Origin of the sequence: Mycolicibacterium sarraceniae (genome assembly GCF_010731875.1) — a bacterium.
Lineage (GTDB): Bacteria > Actinomycetota > Actinomycetes > Mycobacteriales > Mycobacteriaceae > Mycobacterium > Mycobacterium sarraceniae.
The window spans coordinates 150,775-174,546 of the sequence record NZ_AP022595.1 but is presented as its reverse complement, the minus strand read 5'-3'; the positions used below and the strand labels follow the sequence as shown (position 1 = coordinate 174,546).

Below are 23,772 nucleotides of genomic sequence, written 5' to 3'. Positions count from 1 at the left end.
TTCGTCTGTGTATGTGGGGCGGGTCGGTGCGTTGGCGGTGGCACTCGGTATTGGTGCCGCGGTCGCGTGGATGCCTGCGACGGCGTACGCGGACACGACGGGTTCGGCGGGCTCGGCGGGTTCGGGTGGGGGGGCAAGTTCGTCAAGCGATGGATCCTCGTCGTCTTCTCACAGCAGGTCGTCAAAGAAGCCCGCGACCAGCAGCCCCTCGGCGGCGTCAGATCAAGGTACGTCGGGTACGGCCAAGTCGGGTTCGGCGAGCAAGGGGTCGGCAGCCGCTGGTCGTGGGACTTCGTCGCCAAAATCCGGCGCGGCGTCGGATGTTTCGGACTCCGGCAGTGCCGTTGACTCTCAGAAGAGTGGATCGCCATCAGCCAGCGCGGCTGCGACAGTCACCGGTGATGAGACTGTCAGCACTACCGCAGCAGTCGTGACGATCCCGCAGGCTCCCGCGCTGGGTGCGAACTTTGTGATCGGTATCGGTTCGCTGTGGCTGATCGGCAATGGCACGGCGACCCACGCGAATGCCGGCATTTTGGCTGGTAATGGCTACAGCTGGACCGCGGCGACCTGCGCTACCACCTGCAACGGTGGTAGCGCCGGTCTGATTGGTAGCGGTGGTGCCGGTTGGGGCGGCGGCAACGGCGGTCGTGGCGGTGCGCTCCTCGGTAATGGTGGTGCCGGTGGCGCGGGCATTGCCGCGACCACGGCGGGTACGGCGGGCGGCAAGGGTGGCAACGGTGGTAGCGCCGGCGTCTTCTCGCTGGGTGGCCACGGTGGCGCTGGTGGCGCTGGTGGTGCGGGCGCGAACGGCCTTGCTGGCACGAGCGCGACTCCCAACGGTGGCACCGGTGGGGTTGGTGGTGCCGGCGGTAACGGTGGTAACGGCAGCCGGCTGGTGGGCACCGCAGGTGCCGGTGGCCAGGGTGGCCTTGGTGGACAGGGCGGCTCGGGCGCTGACGGCGCTAATGGCGCTAACGGCGCTAACGCTACCCCGACGGCCATCGCCCAGAACGGCGGCGACGGCCTCGATGGCGGGATCGGCGGCACGGGCGGCGCTGGTGGCGTTGGTGGTAATGGCGGTACGGCGGCGTGCCTGCTGTTTTTGGTGACTTCGACCGGTGTTGCCGGTGCTGGCGGTAACGGCGGCAAGGGCGGTAACGCAGGCAAGGCCGGTAACGGTGGTGCCGGTGGTAACGGCGTTGAGGGCAACCCGAACGGCGGCACCGGTGGTAACGGCGGTGAACGCGGCACGGCGGGCAACGGTGGTGCCGGTGGCGCGGCCGGCTCCGGCAGCGGCACCCCGACCCCCGGCACGGGCGGCGCAGCCGGTGATGCTGCGACCGGTACCGGTAACGGTGGCGTTGGTGGCGCTGGCTGGAGCAGTGATGATCCCTCGGTGGCCGGCGGGAATGGTGGCAACGGCGGTAACGCCGGCTCCTACGGTGATGGCGGTGCCGGTGGTAAGGGCGGCCGCGGCGCTGACGGTGCCACGGGTGGTATTGGCCAGACCGGCGGTACCGGTGGCAACGGTGGACGTGGCGGTAACGGTGGTGCAGGCGGAGCCGTGTCCGGCAACGACGGCGTCGGTGGCGTCGGCGGCGACGGTGGTACCGGTGGTACCGGTGGAAATGGTCTGAATACGATTCTGCCCGGTGGTACTGGTGGCAACGCTGGTGACGGTGGCCAGGGCGGTAACGGTGGTCTGGGCGGTACCGGCCTGGGCGGGTCTGCTGCTTCCGGCAACGGCGGTGATGGCGGTGACGGCGGTGTCGGTGGCACCGGCGCGAAGGGTGCCGATGGTGTCGCAGGCGTGCTCAATGGCATAGGCGCTGCCGGCGGTGGCGGCGGTAACGGCGGTAACGGTGGTCTGGGTGGCTCGGGTGCCACCGCTGGTATCCGCGGTAACGGTGGTGCCGGCGGTGTCGGCGGCAGCGGCGGTACCGGCGTGGCTGGTGACGCCTCGCCGACCGGCTACGATCCCGGCACCGGTGGTGCCGGTGGTGGCGGCGGCAACGGCGGCGACGGCACTGTCCGTGGTGACGGTGGCGCTGGTGGCGCTGGTGGCCAGGGCGGTGCCGGCGACGGTGTGTCGGGCAACGTCCAGGAGGGTGGCACTGGTGGTATCGGTGGCTTCGGCGGTAACGGTGCCCACGGTGGCGCTGGTGGTGCTGGTGGCCAGGGCGGCACCGGCGGTGTGTTCGATAACAGCGTCGGCGGTGTCGCTATCGGTGGTGCCGGCGGTGCGGGTGGCGCTGGCTATACGCCGACCGGCACGACCGGCGGCTTCGGCGGCGGCGGTGGCGGTGGTGGCGGTGCTGCCGTTGTCAGTGAATCCAATGGCGGCGTGATCCTGACCAGCACCGCAACTGGCGGCCAGGGTGGCCAGGGTGGTGCTGGTACGGCCACGGGCAACGGCAGCTCCGGCGGTACCGGTGGAGACGGCGTGCTTAATGTCGACGGCGCTAACTCCGCGATCGTCGGTGGCACTGCGACCGGTGGTGCCGGAGGTGCGGGCGCTGCCGGCGTCGGCACCGGCACGGGCGGTGACGGTGGGGACGGCGTTCTTCAGGCGCTGGCGGCTTCGACCATCAAAAACAGCACGGCCACTGGTGGTGCCGGTGGCGCGCAGAGCGGTGTCGTCGATGCCAGCAACGGTGGTGACGGCTTTATTAACATCAGCGGCGGTGTCACCGTCTCCACGAGCACGGTGACCGGCGGTAAGGGCAGTGCGGGTGCTGATGGCGGCGTTGCCACGATCAGCGGGACTGACTCGAGCTCGAGTGTGACCAATACCGATGTGACCGGCGGCGATGCCGGTATCCGGGGTGACGGCGGCTTCGGCTTAGTCTCCGTCGCCAATGGCGGCACGGTCACTTTCAGCGATGCCAATGGCGGTGACGGCGGCGATTACGGCAAGGGCGGCTCCGGCGTCATCAACGCGAATGGTGTCGACAGCAGCGTCTTTACCAGCGTCTCGAACGGTGGTGCCGGTGGTGCCGGTAGTGGTGCCGCGGTGGGCGGCGACTCGGCGATCGTCTCGGAGGGCGGCGGCAAGGTCTCCTTCAGCGATTCCACTGGTGGCGATGGCAGTGCCACCGGCGACGGTGCGGGCGGCAAGTCGGACATCACGGTCATGGATGTCGGTAGCACCGTGACGCGCGGTCATGCCTTCGGTGGTGACGCCGGTGTCGATGGCAATGGTGGTGCGGCGCACATCCTGGCCGAGTTCTACCAAACGAATGAACCGCCCGCCGGTGGCAGCATCACCGACAGCAAAGCGACTGGTGGTGCCGGTGGCCTGACCAGCAGCGCCTACGGTGGTGACGCCAAGATCGAGGCCTACGACGTGTCGAGCATCTCCGGCAGCACCTCCACCGGTGGTGCCGGCGCGACCAGCGGAACGGGCGGTCACGGTGGCAACGCCGACATCTCCTCCTCGGGCGGAGCGACCCCGACTGCCAGTACAGGCTCGAGCGTGACTGCCAGTACAGCTGTTGGCGGTAATGGCGGCTCGGGCGGGGGTGCCAATGGTGGCTTTGCCATGGTCACGGCCTCGGCCAGCTCCACCATGACCGGTGGCACCGCGACCGCGGGTAATGGCGGCTCGGGTGACCTATCCTACGGTGGCGATGCCACCGTATCGGCCTCCATCTTCGGCAGCATCTCCACCAGCTCGGCGACCGGCGGTAATGGCGGTTCGGGCGAGAATGCCAATGGTGGCAAGGGCTACCTGTGGACCCAGTACGGCGTCGACGACGCCAACCTGACCACCGTTTCCGGTAGCAGCGCGACCGGTGGTAACGGCGGTTCGGGTCTCGGAGCCTACGGCGGCGAGGGCGAGCTCTACGCCACGGGCGACAACCTGGCCAGCACGGCTAGCGTCTCCGGCAGCCAAGCACTCGGCGGTAACGGCGGCGCGGGTGGCGGAACCTTCGGCGGTCTAGGCACTGTCGGGGCCACCGGCACCTCCACCACCACTGGCGGCGTCACCACCCCTGGCAACAGCGCCATCACTGGCAGCAGCGCAACCGGCGGTAACGGCGGTGGCATCGGTGGCGGTAACGGCGGTAACGCCACCACCTCCGCTAAGGAGGGCTCCACCGTTGTGACCGGCAAGGCGTACGGCGGTAACGGTGGTACCGGCGATGTCAACGGCGGCGTCGGTGGTGTCGGCGGCGACGCCGACGTGCTGGCTTACTACCGTGGCAGCGTCAAGAACGGCACTGCTAACGGCGGTGTCGGCGGCAACGGCACCAACGGCGGCAACGGCGGCAACGGTGGTTTCGCGGAGGTCAGCGCCGGAAACACCCAAGTAACAGTCGACAACACCTACAACGGTGGATCGGCGACGGGTACTGCGACCGGTGGTGCCGGCGGTACCGGCACCGGCGGTGAGACCTCGGTTGCCGGTAACGGCGGCAATGCTCTGATTCAGTCGGGTTACTACACTGTCAGTGGCGGCAGTGTCGTCGGTGGCCCGGGCGGAGCCATTGGTGTCGGCAGCACAGCGATCGGTGGTCGCGGTGGCGACAGCGTCGACGCGGCAGCCGGCGGTGACGGTGGCGAGGCTAACATTCGTGCCGCTACCAACGGCACCGCAGGTGGCGCCGCCACCGGCGGTGCCGGTGGCGCTGGTGGTACGGATGTCACGAACACCAACGGTGTCGCACTGGGCGGGGTCGGTGGTGACGGTGGCGTCGCCTCGATCAACGCGTCCGCTGTTACCTCGACCGGTCTCATTGCGACCGGCGGCGCGGGTGGTGCCGGTGGTGCCGGTGGCTACTATGTCAGCGCCGTTTTGCCAGGGACCGGCGGTGCCGGCGGTGATGGTGGATCGGCAACGGCCACCAACGCAGCCGCGAATGTCGTCCTGCACGCTGGCGATGCCGGTGCCGGTTCCCCGGGCGGTCTCAACGGGACCATCGGTGTCCCCGGTGTCGACGGCACGCCTGCTACGGCACCGTAGTCCGGTCGCCTAACAATTCAGCACGCGAAGCTCCCCCGTCCTCTGGGCGGGGGAGCTTCCTGCTGGTGATGCGTCGTTAAGCTGCCAGGTGGATGGGGACGAGGTCCTCGATCTATGGAGGTAAGAATGAGCGGCAACGCTGGACCCGAGGGCACGGCAGCGGGCCCGTACCCGGCCGGTCATCAGCCGGTGCCGGCGCGCGACATCGGGCGGCTGCTGCCCGTTGTGACGACCGGCCGGGGCTCGTCGCCGCGGTGACTACATTTCTGGCGGCTGCTGGTGCCAACGTGATCTCGCTGGATCAGCACTCCACACGGCAAAGCGGTGGAACGTTCATGCAGCGCACCATCTTTCACCTCCCTGGACTGAGCGCCGCCATCGACGCCTTACAGTGCGACTTTGCCGACAACGTTGCATCGCCGTTCGGTATGGACTTCCATCTCTCGGAGGCTGCCAAGCCTAAGCGAGTCGCCATCCTGGCCTCCAAAGAAGACCACTGCCTGCTGGATCTGTTGTGGCGCAACCGCCGTGGAGAACTCGACCTGTCGGTGGTGATGGTGATCGCCAATCATCCCGATCTCGCCGACCAGGTGCGCCCGTTCGGGGTGCCGTTCATCCACGTCCCGGCGCGCAAGGAGATTCGGGGAGAAGCCGAGCAACGCATGCTCGACTTACTGCGCGGCAACGTCGACCTGGTGGTGCTGGCCCGCTATATGCAAATCGTGACGCCGGATTTCATTGATGAGGTGGGTTGTCCGCTGATCAACATTCACCATTCGTTTCTCCCGGCGTTCATCGGTGCTGCGCCCTATCGCCGGGCCAAAGAACGCGGGGTGAAGCTGGTTGGTGCCACCGCGCATTATGTGACCGAGGACCTCGATGAGGGGCCCATCATCGAGCAGGATGTGGTGCGCGTCGATCACCGCCACCGTGTGGACGACCTGGTGCGCCTCGGTGCCGACGTGGAGCGCGCGGTGCTCTCCCGGGCAGTGCAGTGGCATTGCGAAGACCGCGTTATTCGGTACGGGAATCAGACGGTCTGCTTCTGAACGGTCCGGACACCTAGACTTGACCCCGCGCTGATCGGTTCTGTCCACGGCGACGATCCGCTGGCAGCCGCCGCGGCAGACGGTGCCGAGGTGTCGCAGTTCTTCCTCGGCAACCCGCGGCCATCCGGCCCGACGCGGCGACCCAGCTCAACGCCTTCTGGCGCACCGCCGACCCATGTCCGGAGCGGGTGACAACGGTGGACGGACATGTGACCACGATCCGGGTAGCGGTGAAGCCCTCGGCGACCGCGAGTTCCTTGGATTCGAAATACCGGAAGAACGTCGCGCGGGCCACATCGGCTGCTTCGGCGATCTGGTCGGCGGTGGTCGCGCTCAGCCCGTTCTGCGAGACCAACTGGGCCGCGGCGGTGGCGATTCGCTCGCGGGTTCGCTGTCGCTTCCGGACTCGCAGACTTTCAAACGCCCATCTCACTGTAGACAGAGTCTCATTTTGTTGAGGTGCTTTGTGCGCAAGTTTTGCCTCCAGCGTCACGCCAGGGTCACGTTCGGCGGGCAATCTCGACGCGGGGATTAACACACTTCTGTCTGCGGTTGCATCTCGCGTACCATGGGATGTCCGGCCGTACCTCGGCCGGGGTGCGAGGGGCTGATCGGTTTCGACTTCGCGCATCGAATCAAGGGAAGCGTGCCGGTGCAGGCAAAGACCACCGTAAGCGTCGTTGCAAACCAATTAAGCGCCGATTCCAATCAGCGCGATTACGCTCTCGCTGCCTAAGCGAAGCTGATCCGTCAGACCGGGAGTGCCCTCGACCCGGACCCTGGCGTCATCTAGAGGGACAAACCGTTAAGTCCGGTCGCGGGATTTAGCGGGACATCAAACAGCGACTGGGATCGTCATCACGGCTTGTTCGCGAGACCGAGAGATCCAAGTAGAGGCATAGCGAACTGCGCACGGAGAAGCCTTGAGGGAATGCCGTAGGACCCGGGTTCAATTCCCGGCAGCTCCACAAATGAATAGCAGGTCAGGGCCATCAGCCCTGACCTGCTTTCATTTCTGATCAACATCTCATCAACATTCGTCGGTGTGATGGGCGGCTGTTGGCCTTTCCTGGGCGGTCGAGCTCCGCTGCCTCAGCGACGCCGGGAAGGCTCGCTGGCGTGGTGTTCGCCGCAGCCAGAGGCTCTGCGGCTTTAAGTTTCACGGGCAGGTCGTTGGAGGGGTCCGATTCGTGCCGCCTATCGCTTTGACCAGACAGTGATATCATCTGATATCACTGTCTGGTCTGGAGGAATTATGAGCGACGTCCTGATACGGGACATCCCCGACGATGTCCTGGTTGCGTTAGACCAGCTCGCTGTAAAACTGGGGCTTTCCCGCACCGAGTACATTCGCCGGCGGCTAGCCCAGGACGCACGCACGGCGAGTATCGCCGTCACTACCGGTGACTGGCACCGATTCGCAGCCTCCTACGGCGACCTCGGCAACCCGGCTGTGATGGACCGGGCCTGGGAATGACCGAACGGCCCTGGCTGATCGACAAGTCGGCGCTAGTGCGAGTCGCCGATAGTGCTGACGTTGACGAGTGGAACAACCGCATCGAACGGGGTCTGGTGCACATCACGAATGTCACCCGCCTGGAGATCGGTTACTCCGCGCGCAGCGGCGCGGGCGCCCGTCGCGACTTTCGTCAACCCCCGCTCTGCGCAATGCCCGTCGAGTATCTAACGCCGGCGATCGAGGATCGCGCGTTGGAGGTTCAGTTGCTGCTCGCTGATATCGGCCAGCACCGCGGGCCGTCGATTCCAGATTTACTGATCGCAGCAACCGCCGAGCTCGTCGGGCTCACCGTGTTGCACGTCGATAGGGATTTCGATGTGATCAGTGAACTCACCGGGCAACCGACCCATCGTTTGACTGTCCCGCCACGCTGATTCGACGCCGAGTTCAATTCCCGGCAGCTCCACCGAAAGATAAAGAAGGGCACCAAAAATGGGGCCCTTTCTTGGCTCTTCATGATTGAGGGTGTAGTTGGGGTCTGAATCCGCCGGTTTCCAGGAGTGATCGGGTGATGTAGGTGGTGAGGTTGCGAAAGCTTGGGGATGGTCAGTTCCTGTGGCGGCGTGGGAACACTGGTGCTCAGCGTGGTGGTCAGTGCGGCCGTCATCGCTCGGCCTGTGGTGCGGCCTGTGGTGCGGTGTGGTTCGTGGTGGGTGGCCACGGTGGTGATACATCGTCGAGGTGGTCTGGGCCTCGATATGGGTGTCGCTGGTGAACAGGGTGGCCAGCCGGGTGTTCTGCTTGTCGGTGAGCTGATCGGCTCTGGTGTGTCGGGTGTGGCGGCAGGTGTGGAGCGGATCGGTGCTGCGGTTGCGGTGTCGGCAGGTGGCCGACTGCATGCGGCGCGGGCAGTCGTGGGGGGCGTTGCTGGTCCGCCTGGCCACGGGTAAGGGGTCCGGCATTGTGGCCGCTGCGCGGCCGGTCGGTGAACGCCTTGTGGGAGCGGTCGGCGACGCTGTCGAGCGGCCGGGCCGGGCCGGACCGTCTTAGTTACCGCCACCTGAGCGGCTCGTGGGTCAATGTGCGGGTGGTTGCTGTCAGGCGGGCTGCTCTGTTTCCCGCAATGCCGGCACTATCGATCTTCGTGGGCGATCCGGCGGGCTAGCACGGCGCGATCAGTGCTGCGTTGCTGGCCGGTGATCGCCAATCCACGCTTGTTGAGGCGGGAGTAACTCGTGGGCTGCGAATGAGCCCAGCGATTCCTGACGCTTGTGTTAGTTTTTTCGCGGCATTGTCGTGGTGACTTTTGCCGTACCGGGGCATTTTTTGCGGCGAGAGGCTGGGGCAATGACCGAGGGCAGTGGTGTGGAGTTGAATTCGTTGTCGGCGTCGGTGTGGGCGGCGGTGGTCAATGACATGGGCCTCGATGACAGTGGTCCGGCTCATCGGCGTGAGAAGCCGCGTGGCGCGGGCCGGCGGATCACTGCCTATGGCTGGTTGGGTGCGGGTGCGATGACCCTGGGTGTGGGTGCCGCTTTGGTGGGTGGTTCGGGGGTGGCTCATGCCGATACCGGCGAGGGTTCTGGCTCGTCGGCGGCCAGTAGCAGAGCTGACGCCCCGGCCAAGACTGTGAAGACGGGTGTGGTTTCCAGTCGGCCGTCGACGGCGCCTTCTTCGGCGTCTTCTCAGGCGGCGTCTTCTTCGGCGTCGTCTTCTGTGGCGTCGCGGGGTGCGATGTCGGGTCAGCGGTCGTCGGCTGGTGCGGGTGCGGCCCGTGGTGGCGCCCGCGGGGAGCGGTAGCGTCGTCGGTGGTGGTGCGCTCGGCTGTCTCCTCCGAGGGTTTGGCGCCCTCGTCGACCGCGACCGCGACCGGGACCGGGGCCGGGTCGGGTGTTCTGGTGAACGGTCCTGCCTCCGCGAAGTCGGCGTCTGCGTCTGCGTCGGTGTCGGTGTCGGTGTTACCGGTGCCGAACAGTTTGATCACGGCGGCACTGTCGAATCCGGCGTTGCCGTCGAGTTGGACTCCGGGCAGCTTTATCGCGATCTTCGTGTCCAATGGCACCGCGGCTCATCCCAATGCTGGCCTGTTACTCGGCAACGGCTATAGCTACACCCCGTCGACCTGCACGGGGGGCGCGGTGTGCAACGGCGGTCGCGGCGGTGGCCTGTTGGGCAACGGCGGTAACGGCTACAACGGTGGTAACGGCGGCAGTGCGGGCCTGATGGGTAACGGTGGGGCCGGTGGGGCGGGCTCGAGTGGTCAAGCCGGCGGTGCCGGCGGCTCGGGTGGCCTGCTCTACGGTAACGGCGGGACCGGCGGGTCCGGCGGGGCTGGTGGGGCTGGCGGCAGGGGCGGTGACGCCGGGATGCTGTCGCTCTACGGTAACGGCGGTCGTGGCGGTGCTGGCGGGTCTGGTGGGTCCGGTGGGGACGGCGGGGCGAGTGGGTTCTGGTTGGGCAATGCCGGTGCCGGTGGTGACGGCGGGTCCGGCGGGGCCGGTGGTGACGGCGGCGATACGAGGTTGTTCACCCTGTGGGGCCGTGGCGGGGCCGGTGGTGACGGTGGTAGCGGCGGCGCGGGTGGTGATGGCGGCAGGGGCGGATACCTGATCGGCAGCGGCGGCGCGGGCGGTCAGGGCGGAAACCCACTGACGTGTCGGCTGCGGGCGGGGCGGCGGTCATGGTGGCAGCACCGGCTTGTTGTCGATCTGGGGTGACGGCGGTAGCGGCGGCGCGGGCGGTACCGGGGCTAACGCTGTCGGCATCGGCATCGGCGGCAGGTGATGGCGGGCTGGGCCTGGATCTTCGGGCTCCGGGACGGTGGTGTCGGGCACGGGTGGGGTCGGCGCTCAGGGAGTCGCTGGAACCAACGGTGCCGATGCGACCATCCCCGGCGGGGTCGGCGGGACGGGCGGTACCGGCGGGTCGGCGGGACGGGCGGCACCGGTGGGGCCGGCGGGCAGGCCGGGAACGGGTGGTTGTTCTGGCGCGGACGCGACGGTGACGGCGGTGACGGCGGGGCCGGCGGTCGCAGCGGGACGGGCGGTACCGGTGGACGAGGCGGTGATGGTGATGCCGCCACTCCTGATGGCGGCACCGGCGGCAACGGCGGCACCAGTGGTGCCGCCGGTATCGGCGGGGCCGGGGGTGTGGCCGGTGGGACCGGAGCGACCGCGGGTCACACCGGTGCCACCGGCGTCAGCGGCGTGTCCGGTGACGGCGGTATCGGCGGTGACGGCTACAACGCCGGGGCCGATCCCAGCGCTGTGCCGGGTACCGCTGGCGGTAAGTGGCGCCGGCGGTGACGGCGGGTCTACCGGTAATGGTGGTGCCGGCGGTGCTGGTGGTAGCGGTGCGGCCGGCATGGCCGGAGCGTTGGGGACGAACGGAAGCGGCGGCGGTCTCGGCGGTAACGGTGGTGCCGGCGGGCGTGGTGGCTCGATCTCGGGTAACGGCGGTGCCGGTGGGGTCGGCGGCCTCGGCGGGGTCGGCGGCGCTGGCGGTGTCGGTGTGACCGGACTCGACGGCGCGACCGCCGGTGCGCAGGGCCAAGCCGGCGGTAACGGCGGTATCGGCGGTATCGGCGGGCTGGCGGTAACGGCGGTGCTGGTGGGGTGGCCCTGGGTTCGGGTAGCGCGGGCGGCAACGGTGACGGCGGTGACGGCGGGGCCGGCGGTCGCAGCGGGACGGGCGGTACCGGTGGACGAGGCGGTGACGGTGATGCCGCCACTCCCAACGGCGGTGACGGCGGTAACGGCGGCACCAGTGGTGCCGCCGGTATCGGCGGGGCCGGGGGTGCCGCCGGTGGCACCGGAGCCACCGCGGGTCACACCGGTGCCACCGGCGCGGGCGGCGTGTCCGGTAACGGCGGGGCCGGCGGTGACGGCTACAACGCCGGGGCCGATCCCAGCGCTGTGCCGGGTGCCGCTGGCGGTGACGGCGGCGCCGGCGGTGACGGCGGGTCTACCGGTGATGGTGGTGCCGGCGGTGCTGGTGGTAGCGGTGCGGCCGGCCTGGCCGGAGCGTCGGGGACGAACGGAAGCGGCGGCGGTCTCGGCGGTAACGGTGGTGCCGGCGGGCGTGGTGGCTCGATCTCGGGTAACGGCGGCACCGGTGGGGTCGGCGGCCTCGGTGGGGTCGGCGGTGTCGGCGGCGATGGTGTGACCGGACTCGACGGTGCGGCCGCCGGTGCGCAGGGCCAAGCCGGCGGTAACGGCGGCACCGGCGGTATCGGCTGGTGGTGGTGGCGGCGGTGGTGGTGGGGTCGGGTTCGGGCGGCAACGGTAACGGCGGTAACGGCGGGGCGGGTAGGACAGGCGGACCGGACGAGGCGGTGATGGTACGATGGCGGGCGGTAACGGCGGGCGGTATCGGCGGTAAAGCGGGGCCGCCGGTGGCACCGGAGCCACCGCGGGTCACACCGGCGCCACCGGCGTCAGCGGCGTGTCCGGTAACGGCGGTAACGGCGGTGACGGCTACAACGCCGGGGCCGATAACGCCGCTGTGCCGGGTACCGCCGGCGGTAACGGCGGTAACGGCGGTGACGGCGGGTCTACCGGTAATGGTGGTGCCGGCGGTGCTGGTGGTAGCGGCGCGGCCGGCCTGGCCGGAGCGTCGGGGACGAACGGAAGCGGCGGCGGTCTCGGCGGTAACGGTGGTGCCGGCGGGCGTGGTGGCTCGATCTCGGGTAACGGCGGCGCCGGCGGGGTCGGCGGCCTCGGTGGGGTCGGCGGCGCCGGCGGCGATGGTGTGACCGGACTCTCCGGTGCGACCGCCGGTGCGCAGGGCCACGCCGGCGGTAACGGCGGCACCGGCGGTATCGGCGGGCTGGCGGTAACGGCGGTGCTGGTGGGGTGGCCCTGGGTTCGGGTAGCGCGGGCGGCAACGGTAACGGCGGTAACGGCGGGGCCGGCGGTAGCAGCGGGACAGGCGGTACCGGTGGACGAGGCGGTGACGGTGATGCCGCCACTCCTGATGGCGGGACCGGCGGCAACGGCGGCACCAGTGGTGCCGCCGGTATCGGCGGGGCCGGGGGTGCCGCCGGCGGCACCGGAGCCACCGCGGGTCACACCGGTGCCACCGGCGTCAGCGGCGTGTCCGGTGACGGCGGGGCCGGCGGTGACGGCTACAACGCCGGGGCCGATCCCAGCGCTGTGGCGGGCACCGCCGGCGGTAACGGCGGCGCCGGCGGTGACGGCGGGTCTACCGGTAATGGTGGTGCTGGCGGTGCTGGTGGTAGCGGTGCGGCCGGCCTGCCCGGCGCTAATGGTGTGTTCGCGGGAGCGTTGGGGACGAACGGATTCGTCGGCGGTCTCGGCGGTAACGGTGGTGCGGGCGGGCGTGGTGGCTCGATCTCGGGTAACGGCGGTGCCGGTGGTGGCGGCGGTCTCGGTGGGGTCGGCGGCGCCGGCGGCGATGGTGTGACCGGACTCTCCGGTGCGGCCGCCGGTGCGAAGGGCCAAGCCGGTGGTGACGGCGGCACCGGCGGTATCGGCGGGCTGGTGGTAACGGCGGTGCTGGTGGGGTGGCCCTGGGTTCGGGTAGCGCGGGCGGCAACGGTGACGGCGGTAACGGTGGGGCCGGCGGTAGCAGCGGGACGGGCGGCACCGGTGGACGAGGCGGTGATGGTGATGCCGCCACTCCTGATGGCGGTGACGGCGGTAACGGCGGCACCAGTGGTGCCGCCGGTATCGGCGGGGCCGGGGTGTGGCCGGTGGGACCGGAGCCACCGCGGGTCACACCGGTGCCACCGGCGTCAGCGGCGTGTCCGGTGACGGCGGGGCCGGCGGTGACGGCTACAACGCCGGGGCCGATCCCAGCGCGGCACCGGGTACCGCTGGCGGTGACGGCGGCGCCGGCGGTGACGGCGGGTCTACCGGTAATGGTGGTGCTGGCGGTGCTGGTGGTAGCGGTGCGGCCGGCCTGCCCGGCGCTAATGGTGTGTTCGCGGGAGCGTTGGGGACGAACGGATTCGTCGGCGGTCTCGGCGGTAACGGTGGTGCGGGCGGGCGTGGTGGCTCGATCTCGGGTAACGGCGGTGCCGGTGGTGGCGGCGGTCTCGGTGGGGTCGGCGGCGCCGGCGGCGATGGTGTGACCGGACTCTCCGGTGCGGCCGCCGGTGCGAAGGGCCAAGCCGGTGGTGACGGCGGCACCGGCGGTATCGGCGGGGCTGGTGGTAACGGCGGTGCTGGTGGGGTGGCCCTGGGTTCGGGTAGCGCGGGCGGCAACGGTGACGGCGGTGACGGCGGGGCCGGCGGTAGCAGCGGGACGGGCGGCACCGGTGGACGAGGCGGTGATGGTGATGCCGCCACTCCTGATGGCGGTGACGGCGGTAACGGCGGCACCAGTGGTGCCGCCGGTATCGGCGGGGCCGGGGGTGTGGCCGGCGGGACCGGAGCCACCGCGGGTCACACCGGTGCCACCGGCGTCAGCGGCGTGTCCGGTGACGGGGGCGGCGGTGACGGCTACAACGCCGGGGCCGATCCCAGCGCTGTGGCGGGCACCGCCGGCGGTAACGGCGGCGCCGGCGGTGACGGCGGGTCTACCGGTAATGGTGGTGCTGGCGGTGCTGGTGGTAGCGGTGCGGCGGCCTGCCCGGCGCTAATGGTGTGTTCGCGGAGCGTTGGGGACGAACGGATTCGTCGGCGGTCTCGGCGGTAACGGTGGTGCGGGCGGGCGTGGTGGCTCGATCTCGGGTAACGGCGGTGCCGGTGGTGGCGGCGGTCTCGGTGGGGTCGGCGGCGCCGGCGGCGATGGTGTGACCGGACTCTCCGGTGCGGCCGCCGGTGCGAAGGCCAAGCCGGTGGTGACGGCGGCACCGGCGGTATCGGCGGGCTGGTGGTAACGGCGGTGCTGGTGGGGTGGCCCTGGGTTCGGGTAGCGCGGGCGGCAACGGTGACGGCGGTGACGGTGGGGCCGGCGGTAGCAGCGGGACGGGCGGCACCGGTGGACGAGGCGGTGATGGTGATGCCGCCACTCCTGATGGCGGTGACGGCGGTAACGGCGGCACCAGTGGTGCCGCCGGTATCGGCGGGGCCGGGGGTGTGGCCGGTGGGACCGGAGCCACCGCGGGTCACACCGGTGCCACCGGCGTCAGCGGCGTGTCCGGTGACGGCGGGGCCGGCGGTGACGGCTACAACGCCGGGGCCGATCCCAGCGCGGCACCGGGTACCGCTGGCGGTGACGGCGGCGCCGGCGGTGACGGCGGGTCTACCGGTAATGGTGGTGCTGGCGGTGCTGGTGGTAGCGGTGCGGCCGGCCTGCCCGGCGCTAATGGTGTGTTCGCGGGAGCGTTGGGGACGAACGGATTCGTCGGCGGTCTCGGCGGTAACGGTGGTGCGGGCGGGCGTGGTGGCTCGATCTCGGGTAACGGCGGTGCCGGTGGTGGCGGCGGTCTCGGTGGGTCGGCGCCGGCGGCGATGGTGTGACCGGACTCTCCGGTGCGGCCGCCGGTGCGAAGGGCCAAGCCGGTGGTGACGGCGGCACCGGCGGTATCGGCGGGGCTGGTGGTAACGGCGGTGCTGGTGGGGTGGCCCTGGGTTCGGGTAGCGCGGGCGGCAACGGTGACGGCGGTGACGGCGGGGCCGGCGGTAGCAGCGGGACGGGCGGCACCGGTGGACGAGGCGGTGATGGTGATGCCGCCACTCCTGATGGCGGTGACGGCGGTAACGGCGGCACCAGTGGTGCCGCCGGTATCGGCGGGGCCGGGGTGTGGCCGGTGGGACCGGAGCCACCGCGGGTCACACCGGTGCCACCGGCGTCAGCGGCGTGTCCGGTGACGGCGGGGCCGGCGGTGACGGCTACAACGCCGGGGCCGATCCCAGCGCTGTGCCGGGTACCGCTGGCGGTAACGGCGGTAACGGCGGTAACGGCGGCGCGGCTGCCGCTGGTGGCAAAAACGGCGACGGCGGTAACGGCGGTGACGGCAGCGCCGGCGCGGCGGGCCTCGATGGCGCGACAGCCGGGGCCGCTGGCGGCACCGGCGGGGCGGGTGGCGCGGGTGGGTTCGGCGGCGCGGCCGGAACCGGGGCAGGTACCGCAGGCACCGCAGGCACCAACGGCGACGGCGGTGTCGGCGGGGCCGGCGGCAACGGCGCCGACGGCTCTGCCGGCGTAGCAGGCGGGGCCGGCGGCGACGGCGGGACCGGCGGGCGGCGGCGTCGCGCCACCAACGGCAACGGCGGGACGGCGGGACCAGGGACCGGAAAGCACCGGATCGACGGCAACGGACGGAAGGAAGGGGGGGGGCAACGGGCAGGAACGGCGGCGGAGGGGAGTCGGCAGGACCGGCGGGGAACGGGACGGCGGAACGGCGGACGGCGACGGCGGGACCGGCGGGACCGGCGGCAACGGCCTCACCGGCGGGACCGGCGGCGACGGCGGGACCGGCGGGACCGGCGGTGACGGCGGGCAAGGCGGCGCCGACGGCGACGGCGCCTTCGGCAGTGCCGGCAGTCCCGGCACGTCCGGTGCCGCGCCCAGCGGCGGGACCGGCGGGACCGGCGGCGGCGGCGGGACCGGCGGGGCCGGCGGTGCCGGCGGTGGCGGCTACACATAAACCTCCGCTGCGCGGGGAAGCTGGCGGGCTTCAGACGGGAGAAACCGTCGAGCCCGCCAGCACCGGGTGGAAGTGGATCGTCGCGTCCTCGCCCCCGCGAGGCGCGGCGTTATCCGCCAGCTTGCCGCAGGGCTCTCCTGGCTCGACACGGCTGACTTGATCCAGGCGGTCATAGGGCGGTGCGTCGATCTCGATGCTCAGCGCGCCCAGATAGTCGTCGCGCTGCTCGCAGCGATCGCGCCCCGACCACCGGGACAACCCCGGTGGACCAGCATCGGGATCGCTCGAGCAGAACGGCGTCGACGGTAGCCGACTCACGGCCACCCTCTTCACTGTGCGCTAGCCGATTCAGCGATGTGCCGCTCTATCACCTCGGTCTCGGTGCTGGTGCGGATCCCCTGGACCCCACGGAATTGCGCTACCTCGCCGACCGGTGCTTACCTCGTCACCGGGTTCGATCTCCCCGACGGCGACGACGGTGTCACCTAAGACGGTGTGCGGCGTGAGCAGGTGTGGTCCGGCACGGGCGATCGTCTCTTCTATGACTACGGCTACGGAGACGCATGACCGGCGGATCGACGCCGATACCGGCCAGCGGCAACGGTTCCCCTCGGCGATCCTGCCGGCATGGGCGCGTACGTCACCGCAGATGACGTCTACCTGTGGGTCGACGGCATCTTCTTGCATCACGGCGCCGGCGTTGCGGGCGTCGTGGGCGATGCTGCGCTGGCGCTATTTGTGAAGTACGGATAGCGCCAGGCCACACCAGATCAACGGGATCCTCAACATGTTGAACGCCGAGCGAATCCGCGTTTCCCACCGGCCGTCGAGCGTCACATCGTCCAGGCGGCTTTTCACTTCGTCGTAGAGCGTGGTCCACGCACGATCGCGATCGTCGATAGCTGTCACTACCGGCTCCCTTCCTGGCTAGCCCCTCCGCGATCAGGCAGAACGCGTCAGTCGAGAGTAGGAAGCGCGGGCTGTAGCTGTCGTGCGTAGTCGACCGCTCCACATTTGTGCACGGGGTGATGTGGAACGCGTCACAGCTGTTTGCCCGCCGCGGATTCGGGGCGCAGACAGCCATGTTGTCCGGCGACACCCTGAGCTTTCGTGTGCGCAAGACGCCGCGCCGGCCTCGCCATCGACTCAAACCCCGTTGACCGCCGAGGTTCACTGACCTAGCGCGGGGTCTTCTTCGCTTCCTGCTCGGCAGCGTGGTCTTCGATGGCCTTGCCGATGGCGTGTGTGGCTCGGTCCACGAACTCCGTCCCGCTTCCGGTCACCCAGTCGCGGGAGGCCTCCGGCCCTGCGGCCTGGCCGGTGAACTGTGGCATCACATATTGCGCAAACAGCTCGTAGCTGTGCAGTTTGGCCGCCGGCGGTGCCCAGTCGTGATCAAAGAGCAGGAACGCGCCGAAGCCCCCGTTGCTCGCCGCGACCAGTTCGGAGATCTTGGCGACGGCATCGTCGGGCGTGCCGATAACCGCGAATCCCGATTCGCGGTTGTGGGCGATGATCTCGGCCGCGGTATCGCCCTGGACCGGGCCCGAAGGCAGGATATGGCTGAAGTACCGGGAGAACTCGACGATGCCGTGTTCGACATCGCGCTCGGCCTGCTCGCGGGTATCGGCGAGGTGCATCGGCCCGACGAGCCGCCACTTGGAGCGGTCGGCGACGTGGCCGTGCTCGTGTGCCACCTCCTCCCACGTGGCCCAGTGGTGGGCGAGGAGGTCCATGCCCTGCTTCGCGGTCGCCGCGATCGACAACATGCCGATGCCATGCTTGCCGGCACCGCGTGGCCCGGTGGGCGAAAAGGACGCTGCGACAGCGATATCGAAACACGGATCGCTGTAGGGCTTCAGCTGCAGGCGGGCGTCTTCAAGGGTGAATCCGTCGGTGTGCATGGTCACGATCTCGCCGCGCAGAAGCCGCATGATCGCGTCCAGGCACTGCTCCATGCGTGGCCGCTGGTCGTCTGCGGGGATGCCGAGCATGTGCGCGTCTGAGGTCAGCTGCCCTGGCCCGCAGCCCAGCATCACTCGGCCGCGCGTGAGGTGATCGAGCAGCACGATGCGGTCGGCCAGCATCAACGGATTGTGATACGGCAGCGAGCTCACGCCGGTGCCGAGCTTGATGTGTTTCGTGCGCTCCGCGGCGACGGCGATGACGACCTCGGGCGAGGCGATGATCTCGAATCCCGCGGAGTGATGCTCGCCGATCCAGGCTTCCTCGAAGCCCAGGCGATCCATCGCGACGATCAGGTCGAGGTCCCGCTCGATCGCAAGAGTGGGGTTCTGGCCGGCCGGATGGAAGGGAGCCATGAAGCTACCGAAGCGCATACGCCCGCACGCTACCGGGTCAGCACCGAGTTGAGCCCCGGCAGTGCCGTCGGCTGTTTACGGAGCCTCCGTCACCAGCTCGTAACCGCAAATCGCGGCAACTTTGTCCGCGGAAGCCGACTCCGGATCGAACTCTTATCCCAGCCATTCGGCCGCCAGCCGGCGTGCCAGTTCGATACCGACGACGCGCTGACCAAAGCACAGCACCTGTGCGTTATTGCTCAAGACCGCCCGTTCCACCGAGAAGCTGTCGTGGGCGGTGACGGCACGGATTCCGGGAACCTTGTTGGCGCTGATCGCCACACCGAGCCCGGTTCCGCACACCAACAACGCCCGATCGGCTCGGCCGTCGGCGATCATCCGTGCGGCGTTCACCGCGACGTGGGGATAGGCGGTGTGCTCGTCGTGGCCGACGCCGACGTCGACGACGGTGCTCACCCGAGGGTCCGCCTGCAGATCGCGCAGCAGGATGTCTTTGTACTCCAGGCCGGCGTCATCGCTGCCGACCACTACGCGCAGGGTCATTACTCGTTCTCCTCGATCAGATCGGCGACGGTGTGGATACACATCGCCAGTGAGATGGCACCGGCATCGGGTGTTCCGACGCTGCGTTCGGCCAGCGGGCGGGCCCGCCCTACTTTCGGGCGCAGGTCTGCGGTTTCGGCTGCGGCCTTCTGCGCGATCTCGACCGAGGCCAACCACGCTGTGCGCCAGTCTTTTCCGTCAGAGACGGCGGCGTCGACGGCATCGACGAACGGTCGGAGTGCGTCGAGCATGGTCTTGTCGCCGGGCCGGGCGCCGCCGAGCGTGACGAGGGCGTCGCGGCCGCGATGCGGGCGGCCGTCGCGCCCTTGACCATGCCGCGCCCGTGGTCGCCGTCGCCGGCGACGGCATCGATGCGGCCGAGCTCGTCCTCGGCGGCCGTCATCTGCGCAGCGATCGCTGAAATGCCCTGGGCAACAGCAGAGCCGCACGCGTGCGACGCCGGGTCGGCGATAGCCACCGCGGCGGTGGTGAACGTGGGATCCTCTGTTGCGCCGGCCCGCAGGGCGCGTGGTTCCCGGAGCTATTCGCCGCGAACACCCGCGCATCGGGAGCGTCACTGGCATACCAGATCTCGGCAATGGTGTCCGGCTTCACGCCGTTCATCACCACCTTGCTGTTCGAGGGATTCGGGTGGATCGGCCCGGCGCTGCTGTTCTCCGGTTACGCCGCGATCGGCCTGTGGGCAGCGCTGTCGACTCGTGAGATGTGGGGCAAGCGGGAGCGCCAGCTCGCTGACGAGGCTGCGGCTGTCACACCCGCACCGCATGCGCTGGCCGCGTGATGCGCGCAACGAAGGTGGCCGAGGCCGCCTACCGGATGCGCCATCACGTGCTCGACATGGGGGAGGCGCAGGGGCAGGGCTACGTCGGACAGGCACTCGGTGCCGCCGACATGCTCGCCACGGTCTATGCCGATCAGCTGCGGTACCGGGCCGACGACCCGCACTGGGTCGGCCGTGACCGGTTCCTGCTGTCGACGGGACACTATGCGATTGGGCTCTACGCCGCACTGGCCGAGGCCGGCATCATCGACAGCGCGGAACTGAGCAGCTACGGCTCGGATGGGTCACGGCTGCCGATGTCTGGAATGGCAAGCTACCCAACTGGAATGGAAATATCGGGCGGTTCGCTGGGGCACGGCCTGACGGTCGCAGTCGGAATGGCGCTCGGTCTGCGCCACCAGGGCTCTGTGTCACGGGTGATCAACTTCCTTTCCGATGGCGAGCTCGACGAGGGTTCGACCTGGGAGGCCGCTATGGGTGCGTCTCACCACAGGTTGGGAAATCTGACCGCGATGGTCGATATCAACGCTCTGCAGGCCGACGGTCCCACAGTCGGGGTGTTGCGCACCGAACCGGTGACCGACAAATGGGCCGCCTGCGGGTGGTACGCCCAACGGGTGGACGGTAACGATGTCAATGCCCTTCTCGCTGCGTTCGACAGCATCGCGGATTCCGACCCCGATGTCCCGTCAGTCATCCTGTGTGACACCAAGATTGGCCGTGGTGTGCCGCTGCTGGAGACCCGTGAGAAAGCGCACTTCATGCGCATCGACGCTGACGAATGGCAGATCTGTCGCGACCAGCTGACTGTAAGCCAAGCAGTATCCGCATGACATCCGTTGCACCGCTGCGTACCTCGGCGATGATCGCCTCGTTCGCCGACCCTGGGCAGAAGACCGCATCGGCCCCGTTTGGGCACGCTTTGATCAAGGCGGCGCACGCCGATGACCGGATCGTCGGCCTGACAGCCGACCTCGGTAAGTACACCGACATGCATATCTTCGCTAACGAGTTCCCGGACCGGTTCTTCCAGATGGGGATGGCCGAGCAGTTGCTGTTCGAGGCCGCGGCGGGGTTGGCGGAAACGGGCCTGGTGCCGTTCGCCTCGACGTATTCGGTCTTCGCCGCGCGCCGCGCGTACGACTTCATCTGCCTCGATATCGCCGAGCCGGGACTCAACGTCAACATCGTGGGCGGGCTGCCGGGTTTGACGACCGGGTACGGGCCGTCTCATCAGGCCACCGAAGATATCGCCATCTTCCGCGGCATCCCGGGCCTGACGATCGTCGACCCGTGCGATTCGGTTGATATCGAGCCGGCGGTGCCCCAGCGGGCTGAAGATCCGGGGCCGACGTATCTGCGCCTGCTGCGCGGAAACGTCCCAACCGTGCTCGACCAGTATGACTACCGATTCGAGCTCGGAAAGGCCGCAGTGCTGCGCGACGGCACTGACGTCGTGCTGATTTCGTCGGGCCTGATGACGATGCGTGCGCTGCAGGCCGCCGAGCAGCTAGCCGCCGACAACGTGAGCGTTGCCGTGGTACACACCCCGACGATCAAGCCGTTCGACGAGGAAACCGTGATGGCCCACATCGTTTCGGACCGGCTGGTGCTGACCTTGGAGAACCACACCGTTGTGGGTGGACTGTTCGATACGGCCTCTCGACGGCGCGGATCGTCGCGACTATCCGCGGTCGGCTGCAATATCGATTGTCAACAGCCAATTGTTGACAATCAAGGAGCCCGCGATGTCCGTCGATACGACGTCCCTGCTCCGCCTGGAGAAGACCAGCCGGCGCCAGCAAGCACTCTCGGCGCTGCGCCGTGCCATCACCACCGGCCAACTGACTCCCGGCACCCACCTGGTGGAGACCGAACTGTCGGATGCGCTGCAGATCAGCCGCGGCACATTGCGTGAGGCGATGCGACAACTGCAGCAGGAGGGCCTGATCTCGGCGTGCCAGCTCACCGGCAACGAAACGTTGCTGCATCAGTGGTCTTCGCTGGAGGGCAGCATCCGGATGTCGATCATGTTCGCCGGCGTCGAGCGCGCCATCAAGAACATGAACGGCAAACGCCATCACGACATCGTCGACGCGATCGAAGCGGGCGACGAGTCGGCGGCTGCCCAGGCCGCCGTCGAGCACATGGCGGGTGCTGCGAACAATCTCGTCGCCTGAGGCGGCATCGTTCGGACCAGTCCAGACCGCTGCTGCCCCGCGTCTCGATGCAGGGACTTGGGTGACTAGCGCCTATTCTTCCGTGGTGGCCGCGATCGACCCGGACAAGCTTCGCACCTGCCTGCAGGTGCTGGCTGACGTCGAGGCGTTGCCGGCCGACCACCCTGACGCCGTTGCCGTGCGCCGGGCCACGGCGGCCGTGTTCAAGGCGGTGAAGAAAGCTCGCCGCACCGCCAAGCGCGACGAGGTGGCGGCCGCCGATCGCGCCGTCATCGCCGCCACGGCCACCGGGGCTCCCGGCCGCATCGACGACGAGACTGCTGGTCTGCCGCTGGTGTCCGCCGTGATCGGGGCCAGTGCGGGGACGCTGATCCGCTCGCGCGCCTGTTACATCTGCAAGAACCACCACACGGTGGTTGACGCGTTCTACCACCAACTGTGCCCGGACTGCGCCGCGCTCAACCGTGCCAAGCGCGACGCCCGCACCGACCTGACCGGTCGGCGGGCGCTGCTCACTGGTGGCCGCGCCAAGATCGGCATGTACATCGCGCTGCGACTGCTCCGCGATGGCGCCCACACGACCATCACCACCCGCTTTCCGAACGACGCCGTGCGCCGTTTCGCAGCGATGCCCGACAGTGCCGACTGGTTGCACCGGCTGAGAGTCGTCGGTATCGACCTGCGCGACCCGGCTCAGGTCGTCGCGCTCGCGGACAACGTCGCCGCGCAGGGACCGCTGGACATCCTCATCAACAACGCCGCACAGACGGTGCGCCGCGCGCCCGGGTCCTACGCCGCGCTCGTCGAGGGCGAGCGCACCCCGCCGCCAGACATCGTCGACGTGATCGCATTCGACCGGGTCAGCGACGCCCATCCCGCGGCGCTTGCTGGAAGTCTTGCCGAGCACCAGTCACCGCACGCGGTGTCAACTCCCGGGTCCAGCGCTTCGGTCACCGAACTCGCGCTGACCGCCCGCAGCGCGTCCCCGGACCGGATCGCTGCGGGCATCGCCATTGATGCCGGTGGTCTATTACCGGACACCGCGTCGATCAACAGCTGGACGCAACGCGTGCACGAGGTCGACGCGATGGAATTGCTCGAGGTCCAGCTGTGCAATCAGACGGCACCGTTCATTCTGGTGAGCCGCCTGCGCGCATCGATGGCCGCGTCGCCGGCGCGCCGTAAGTACGTGGTGAACGTCTCGGCCATGGAAGGTCAGTTCGGTCGGGCGTACAAGGGCCCGGGGCATCCGCACACCAACATGGCCAAGGCGGCCCTGAACATGCTCACCCGCACCAGCGCCGGCGAGATGCTGGACAGGGACGGCATTCTCATGACCGCCGTCGACACGGGCTGGATCACCGACGAGCGCCCGCACCCGACCAAGATGCGGCTCGCGGACGAGGGTTTCCATGCCCCGCTCGACCTCGTCGATGGGGCCGCCCGGGTGTATGACCCGATTGTCCGGGGTGAGCTGGGCGAAGATCTGCGCGGCTGCTTCCTGAAGGACTACTCGCCGAGCCCCTGGTAGCCACGGCACGCTACCGGGGGAGCACCGAATTCAAGCCTCGGCGTAGCTGCAAGGCCGCGACGGTGAGCGGATTGTCAAAACGCTGGGGAAGGGCCAGGCGGCGCATGACGTCGCGGCCGACAGGACGGCGCACGACGAAGGCCCCGATGAATCCGGTGACGACGCCGAGCACGAAGTATCGGCGGGCATGGTTCCGTCGCCGTTGACGCACGACGCCCGCGACGTATCCGCCCACAGCGGCTAGTGCGGCGATCGCGATCAGCAGGCAGCACAGAGCTCCGACTGGATCCACGTCTTCGATCACACCACCCTTTGCACCAAATCAGGCCGCTCGACGGACGGTCGTGACCGAACCGAGGAC

20 protein-coding genes, 1 other RNA gene and 8 pseudogenes are annotated in these 23,772 nt (G+C 69.1%); 22 read left to right on the top strand and 7 right to left on the bottom strand.

Going from position 1 to position 23,772, the window contains the following annotated elements:
- Positions 1 to 66 precede the first annotated feature (66 nt).
- The 4 genes and pseudogenes from G6N13_RS00985 to G6N13_RS24690 form a co-directional block, all read left to right on the top strand.
- Positions 67 to 348 (top strand): hypothetical protein, encoded by a 282-nt coding sequence (locus G6N13_RS00985; RefSeq protein ID WP_163694436.1) that lies wholly within the window; start codon positions 67 to 69, stop codon positions 346 to 348.
- An 82-nt stretch (positions 349 to 430) separates the two neighbouring features.
- The gene (locus tag G6N13_RS25620; RefSeq protein ID WP_163694435.1) at positions 431 to 4,969 is read left to right on the top strand and encodes a beta strand repeat-containing protein; all 4,539 of its coding nucleotides are present in this window, start codon (positions 431 to 433) and stop codon (positions 4,967 to 4,969) included.
- A gap of 204 nt (positions 4,970 to 5,173) precedes the next feature.
- Positions 5,174 to 6,018 (top strand): annotated as a pseudogene (gene purU, locus G6N13_RS00975) (formyltetrahydrofolate deformylase).
- A 30-nt stretch (positions 6,019 to 6,048) separates the two neighbouring features.
- Positions 6,049 to 6,138: pseudogene (locus G6N13_RS24690) on the top strand (deoxyribonuclease IV); the annotation flags it as partial.
- Between the two features lie 187 nt (positions 6,139 to 6,325).
- Here the strand turns inward: G6N13_RS24690 and G6N13_RS26020 are convergent.
- Positions 6,326 to 6,649: pseudogene (locus G6N13_RS26020) on the bottom strand (hypothetical protein); the annotation flags it as partial.
- On the opposite strand from G6N13_RS26020, the gene ssrA reads away from it, so the two are divergent.
- The 11 genes and pseudogenes from ssrA to G6N13_RS26320 all read left to right on the top strand — a co-directional run bounded on the left by ssrA (position 6,622) and on the right by G6N13_RS26320 (position 15,880).
- Positions 6,622 to 6,989: a transfer-messenger RNA gene (gene ssrA, locus G6N13_RS00960) on the top strand. The pseudogene G6N13_RS26020 and the gene ssrA overlap by 28 nt on opposite strands.
- A 284-nt stretch (positions 6,990 to 7,273) precedes the next feature.
- Positions 7,274 to 7,495: a type II toxin-antitoxin system VapB family antitoxin gene (gene vapB, locus G6N13_RS00955; RefSeq protein ID WP_163694433.1), complete on the top strand. Its 222-nt coding sequence runs from the start codon at positions 7,274 to 7,276 to the stop codon at positions 7,493 to 7,495.
- Positions 7,492 to 7,911 carry a PIN domain nuclease gene (locus tag G6N13_RS00950; protein ID WP_163694432.1) on the top strand — a complete coding sequence of 140 codons (420 nt, stop codon included), beginning with the start codon at positions 7,492 to 7,494 and terminating at the stop codon, positions 7,909 to 7,911. The genes vapB and G6N13_RS00950 overlap by 4 nt, the downstream gene beginning before the upstream one ends.
- A gap of 189 nt (positions 7,912 to 8,100) precedes the next feature.
- Positions 8,101 to 8,427, top strand: coding sequence for a hypothetical protein (locus G6N13_RS24425; RefSeq protein WP_197746819.1), 327 nt, complete (start codon positions 8,101 to 8,103; stop codon positions 8,425 to 8,427).
- A gap of 397 nt (positions 8,428 to 8,824) precedes the next feature.
- Complete coding sequence (locus G6N13_RS00940; protein ID WP_163694431.1) at positions 8,825 to 9,277, top strand: hypothetical protein; 453 nt, start codon at positions 8,825 to 8,827, stop codon at positions 9,275 to 9,277.
- Between the two features lie 347 nt (positions 9,278 to 9,624).
- Positions 9,625 to 10,207, top strand: a pseudogene (locus G6N13_RS26340) (hypothetical protein); the annotation flags it as partial.
- Positions 10,208 to 10,455: 248 nt separating this feature from the next.
- Positions 10,456 to 10,782: a hypothetical protein gene (locus tag G6N13_RS26335; RefSeq protein WP_163694429.1), complete on the top strand. Its 327-nt coding sequence runs from the start codon at positions 10,456 to 10,458 to the stop codon at positions 10,780 to 10,782.
- Positions 10,779 to 10,991: a hypothetical protein gene (locus G6N13_RS26330; RefSeq protein WP_163694428.1), complete on the top strand. Its 213-nt coding sequence runs from the start codon at positions 10,779 to 10,781 to the stop codon at positions 10,989 to 10,991. The genes G6N13_RS26335 and G6N13_RS26330 overlap by 4 nt, the downstream gene beginning before the upstream one ends.
- A gap of 100 nt (positions 10,992 to 11,091) precedes the next feature.
- Positions 11,092 to 11,814 (top strand): hypothetical protein, encoded by a 723-nt coding sequence (locus G6N13_RS26325; RefSeq protein ID WP_163694427.1) that lies wholly within the window; start codon positions 11,092 to 11,094, stop codon positions 11,812 to 11,814.
- Between the two features lie 106 nt (positions 11,815 to 11,920).
- Positions 11,921 to 15,255 (top strand): annotated as a pseudogene (locus G6N13_RS26010) (hypothetical protein).
- On the top strand, positions 15,188 to 15,880 hold the full coding sequence (locus G6N13_RS26320; protein ID WP_456320136.1) for a hypothetical protein: 693 nt from the start codon (positions 15,188 to 15,190) through the stop codon (positions 15,878 to 15,880). The pseudogene G6N13_RS26010 and the gene G6N13_RS26320 overlap by 68 nt, the downstream one beginning before the upstream one ends.
- 184 nt (positions 15,881 to 16,064) lie before the next feature.
- Here G6N13_RS26320 and G6N13_RS00885 read toward each other — a convergent pair whose 3' ends face one another.
- Positions 16,065 to 16,358 (bottom strand): hypothetical protein, encoded by a 294-nt coding sequence (locus tag G6N13_RS00885; protein WP_163694267.1) that lies wholly within the window; start codon positions 16,356 to 16,358, stop codon positions 16,065 to 16,067.
- 30 nt (positions 16,359 to 16,388) lie between these two features.
- On the opposite strand from G6N13_RS00885, the gene G6N13_RS25600 reads away from it, so the two are divergent.
- Positions 16,389 to 16,523 (top strand): hypothetical protein, encoded by a 135-nt coding sequence (locus G6N13_RS25600; protein ID WP_268949130.1) that lies wholly within the window; start codon positions 16,389 to 16,391, stop codon positions 16,521 to 16,523.
- Between the two features lie 138 nt (positions 16,524 to 16,661).
- Positions 16,662 to 16,787 carry a hypothetical protein gene (locus tag G6N13_RS25595; RefSeq protein WP_268949067.1) on the top strand — a complete coding sequence of 42 codons (126 nt, stop codon included), beginning with the start codon at positions 16,662 to 16,664 and terminating at the stop codon, positions 16,785 to 16,787.
- Here G6N13_RS25595 and G6N13_RS26005 read toward each other — a convergent pair.
- The 4 genes and pseudogenes from G6N13_RS26005 to G6N13_RS00870 form a co-directional block, all read right to left on the bottom strand.
- Entirely contained in the window at positions 16,767 to 16,943 is a 177-nt protein-coding gene (locus tag G6N13_RS26005; protein ID WP_407663857.1) for a hypothetical protein, read from the bottom strand. The genes G6N13_RS25595 and G6N13_RS26005 overlap by 21 nt on opposite strands.
- Positions 16,944 to 17,212: 269 nt before the next feature.
- Positions 17,213 to 18,373, bottom strand: coding sequence for an LLM class flavin-dependent oxidoreductase (locus G6N13_RS00880; RefSeq protein WP_163694420.1), 1,161 nt, complete (start codon positions 18,371 to 18,373; stop codon positions 17,213 to 17,215).
- 138 nt (positions 18,374 to 18,511) lie between these two features.
- Positions 18,512 to 18,898 (bottom strand): annotated as a pseudogene (locus tag G6N13_RS00875) (ribose-5-phosphate isomerase); the annotation flags it as partial.
- Positions 18,898 to 19,385 (bottom strand): annotated as a pseudogene (locus G6N13_RS00870) (DAK2 domain-containing protein); the annotation flags it as partial. The pseudogenes G6N13_RS00870 and G6N13_RS00875, both read right to left, overlap by 1 nt.
- 24 nt (positions 19,386 to 19,409) lie before the next feature.
- Here G6N13_RS00870 and G6N13_RS00865 point away from each other — a divergent pair.
- The 5 genes and pseudogenes from G6N13_RS00865 to G6N13_RS00845 all read left to right on the top strand — a co-directional run.
- A pseudogene (locus tag G6N13_RS00865) lies at positions 19,410 to 19,700 on the top strand (MFS transporter); the annotation flags it as partial.
- Positions 19,700 to 20,533, top strand: a complete 834-nt coding sequence (locus G6N13_RS00860; protein ID WP_163694418.1) for a transketolase — start codon at positions 19,700 to 19,702, stop codon at positions 20,531 to 20,533. The pseudogene G6N13_RS00865 and the gene G6N13_RS00860, both read left to right, overlap by 1 nt.
- A complete protein-coding gene (locus tag G6N13_RS00855) occupies positions 20,530 to 21,618 on the top strand; it encodes a transketolase family protein (protein ID WP_322789290.1) in 1,089 nt (362 codons plus the stop codon). The genes G6N13_RS00860 and G6N13_RS00855 overlap by 4 nt, the downstream gene beginning before the upstream one ends.
- Positions 21,518 to 21,880: a GntR family transcriptional regulator gene (locus tag G6N13_RS00850; RefSeq protein ID WP_322789337.1), complete on the top strand. Its 363-nt coding sequence runs from the start codon at positions 21,518 to 21,520 to the stop codon at positions 21,878 to 21,880. Before G6N13_RS00855 ends, G6N13_RS00850 begins: the two co-directional genes overlap by 101 nt.
- An 85-nt stretch (positions 21,881 to 21,965) precedes the next feature.
- Positions 21,966 to 23,411, top strand: coding sequence for an SDR family NAD(P)-dependent oxidoreductase (locus G6N13_RS00845; protein ID WP_163694416.1), 1,446 nt, complete (start codon positions 21,966 to 21,968; stop codon positions 23,409 to 23,411).
- Between the two features lie 10 nt (positions 23,412 to 23,421).
- On the opposite strand, the gene G6N13_RS00840 is transcribed toward G6N13_RS00845, so the two are convergent.
- Positions 23,422 to 23,715, bottom strand: a complete 294-nt coding sequence (locus tag G6N13_RS00840; protein ID WP_163694415.1) for a hypothetical protein — start codon at positions 23,713 to 23,715, stop codon at positions 23,422 to 23,424.
- Positions 23,716 to 23,772: the final 57 nt, after the last annotated feature.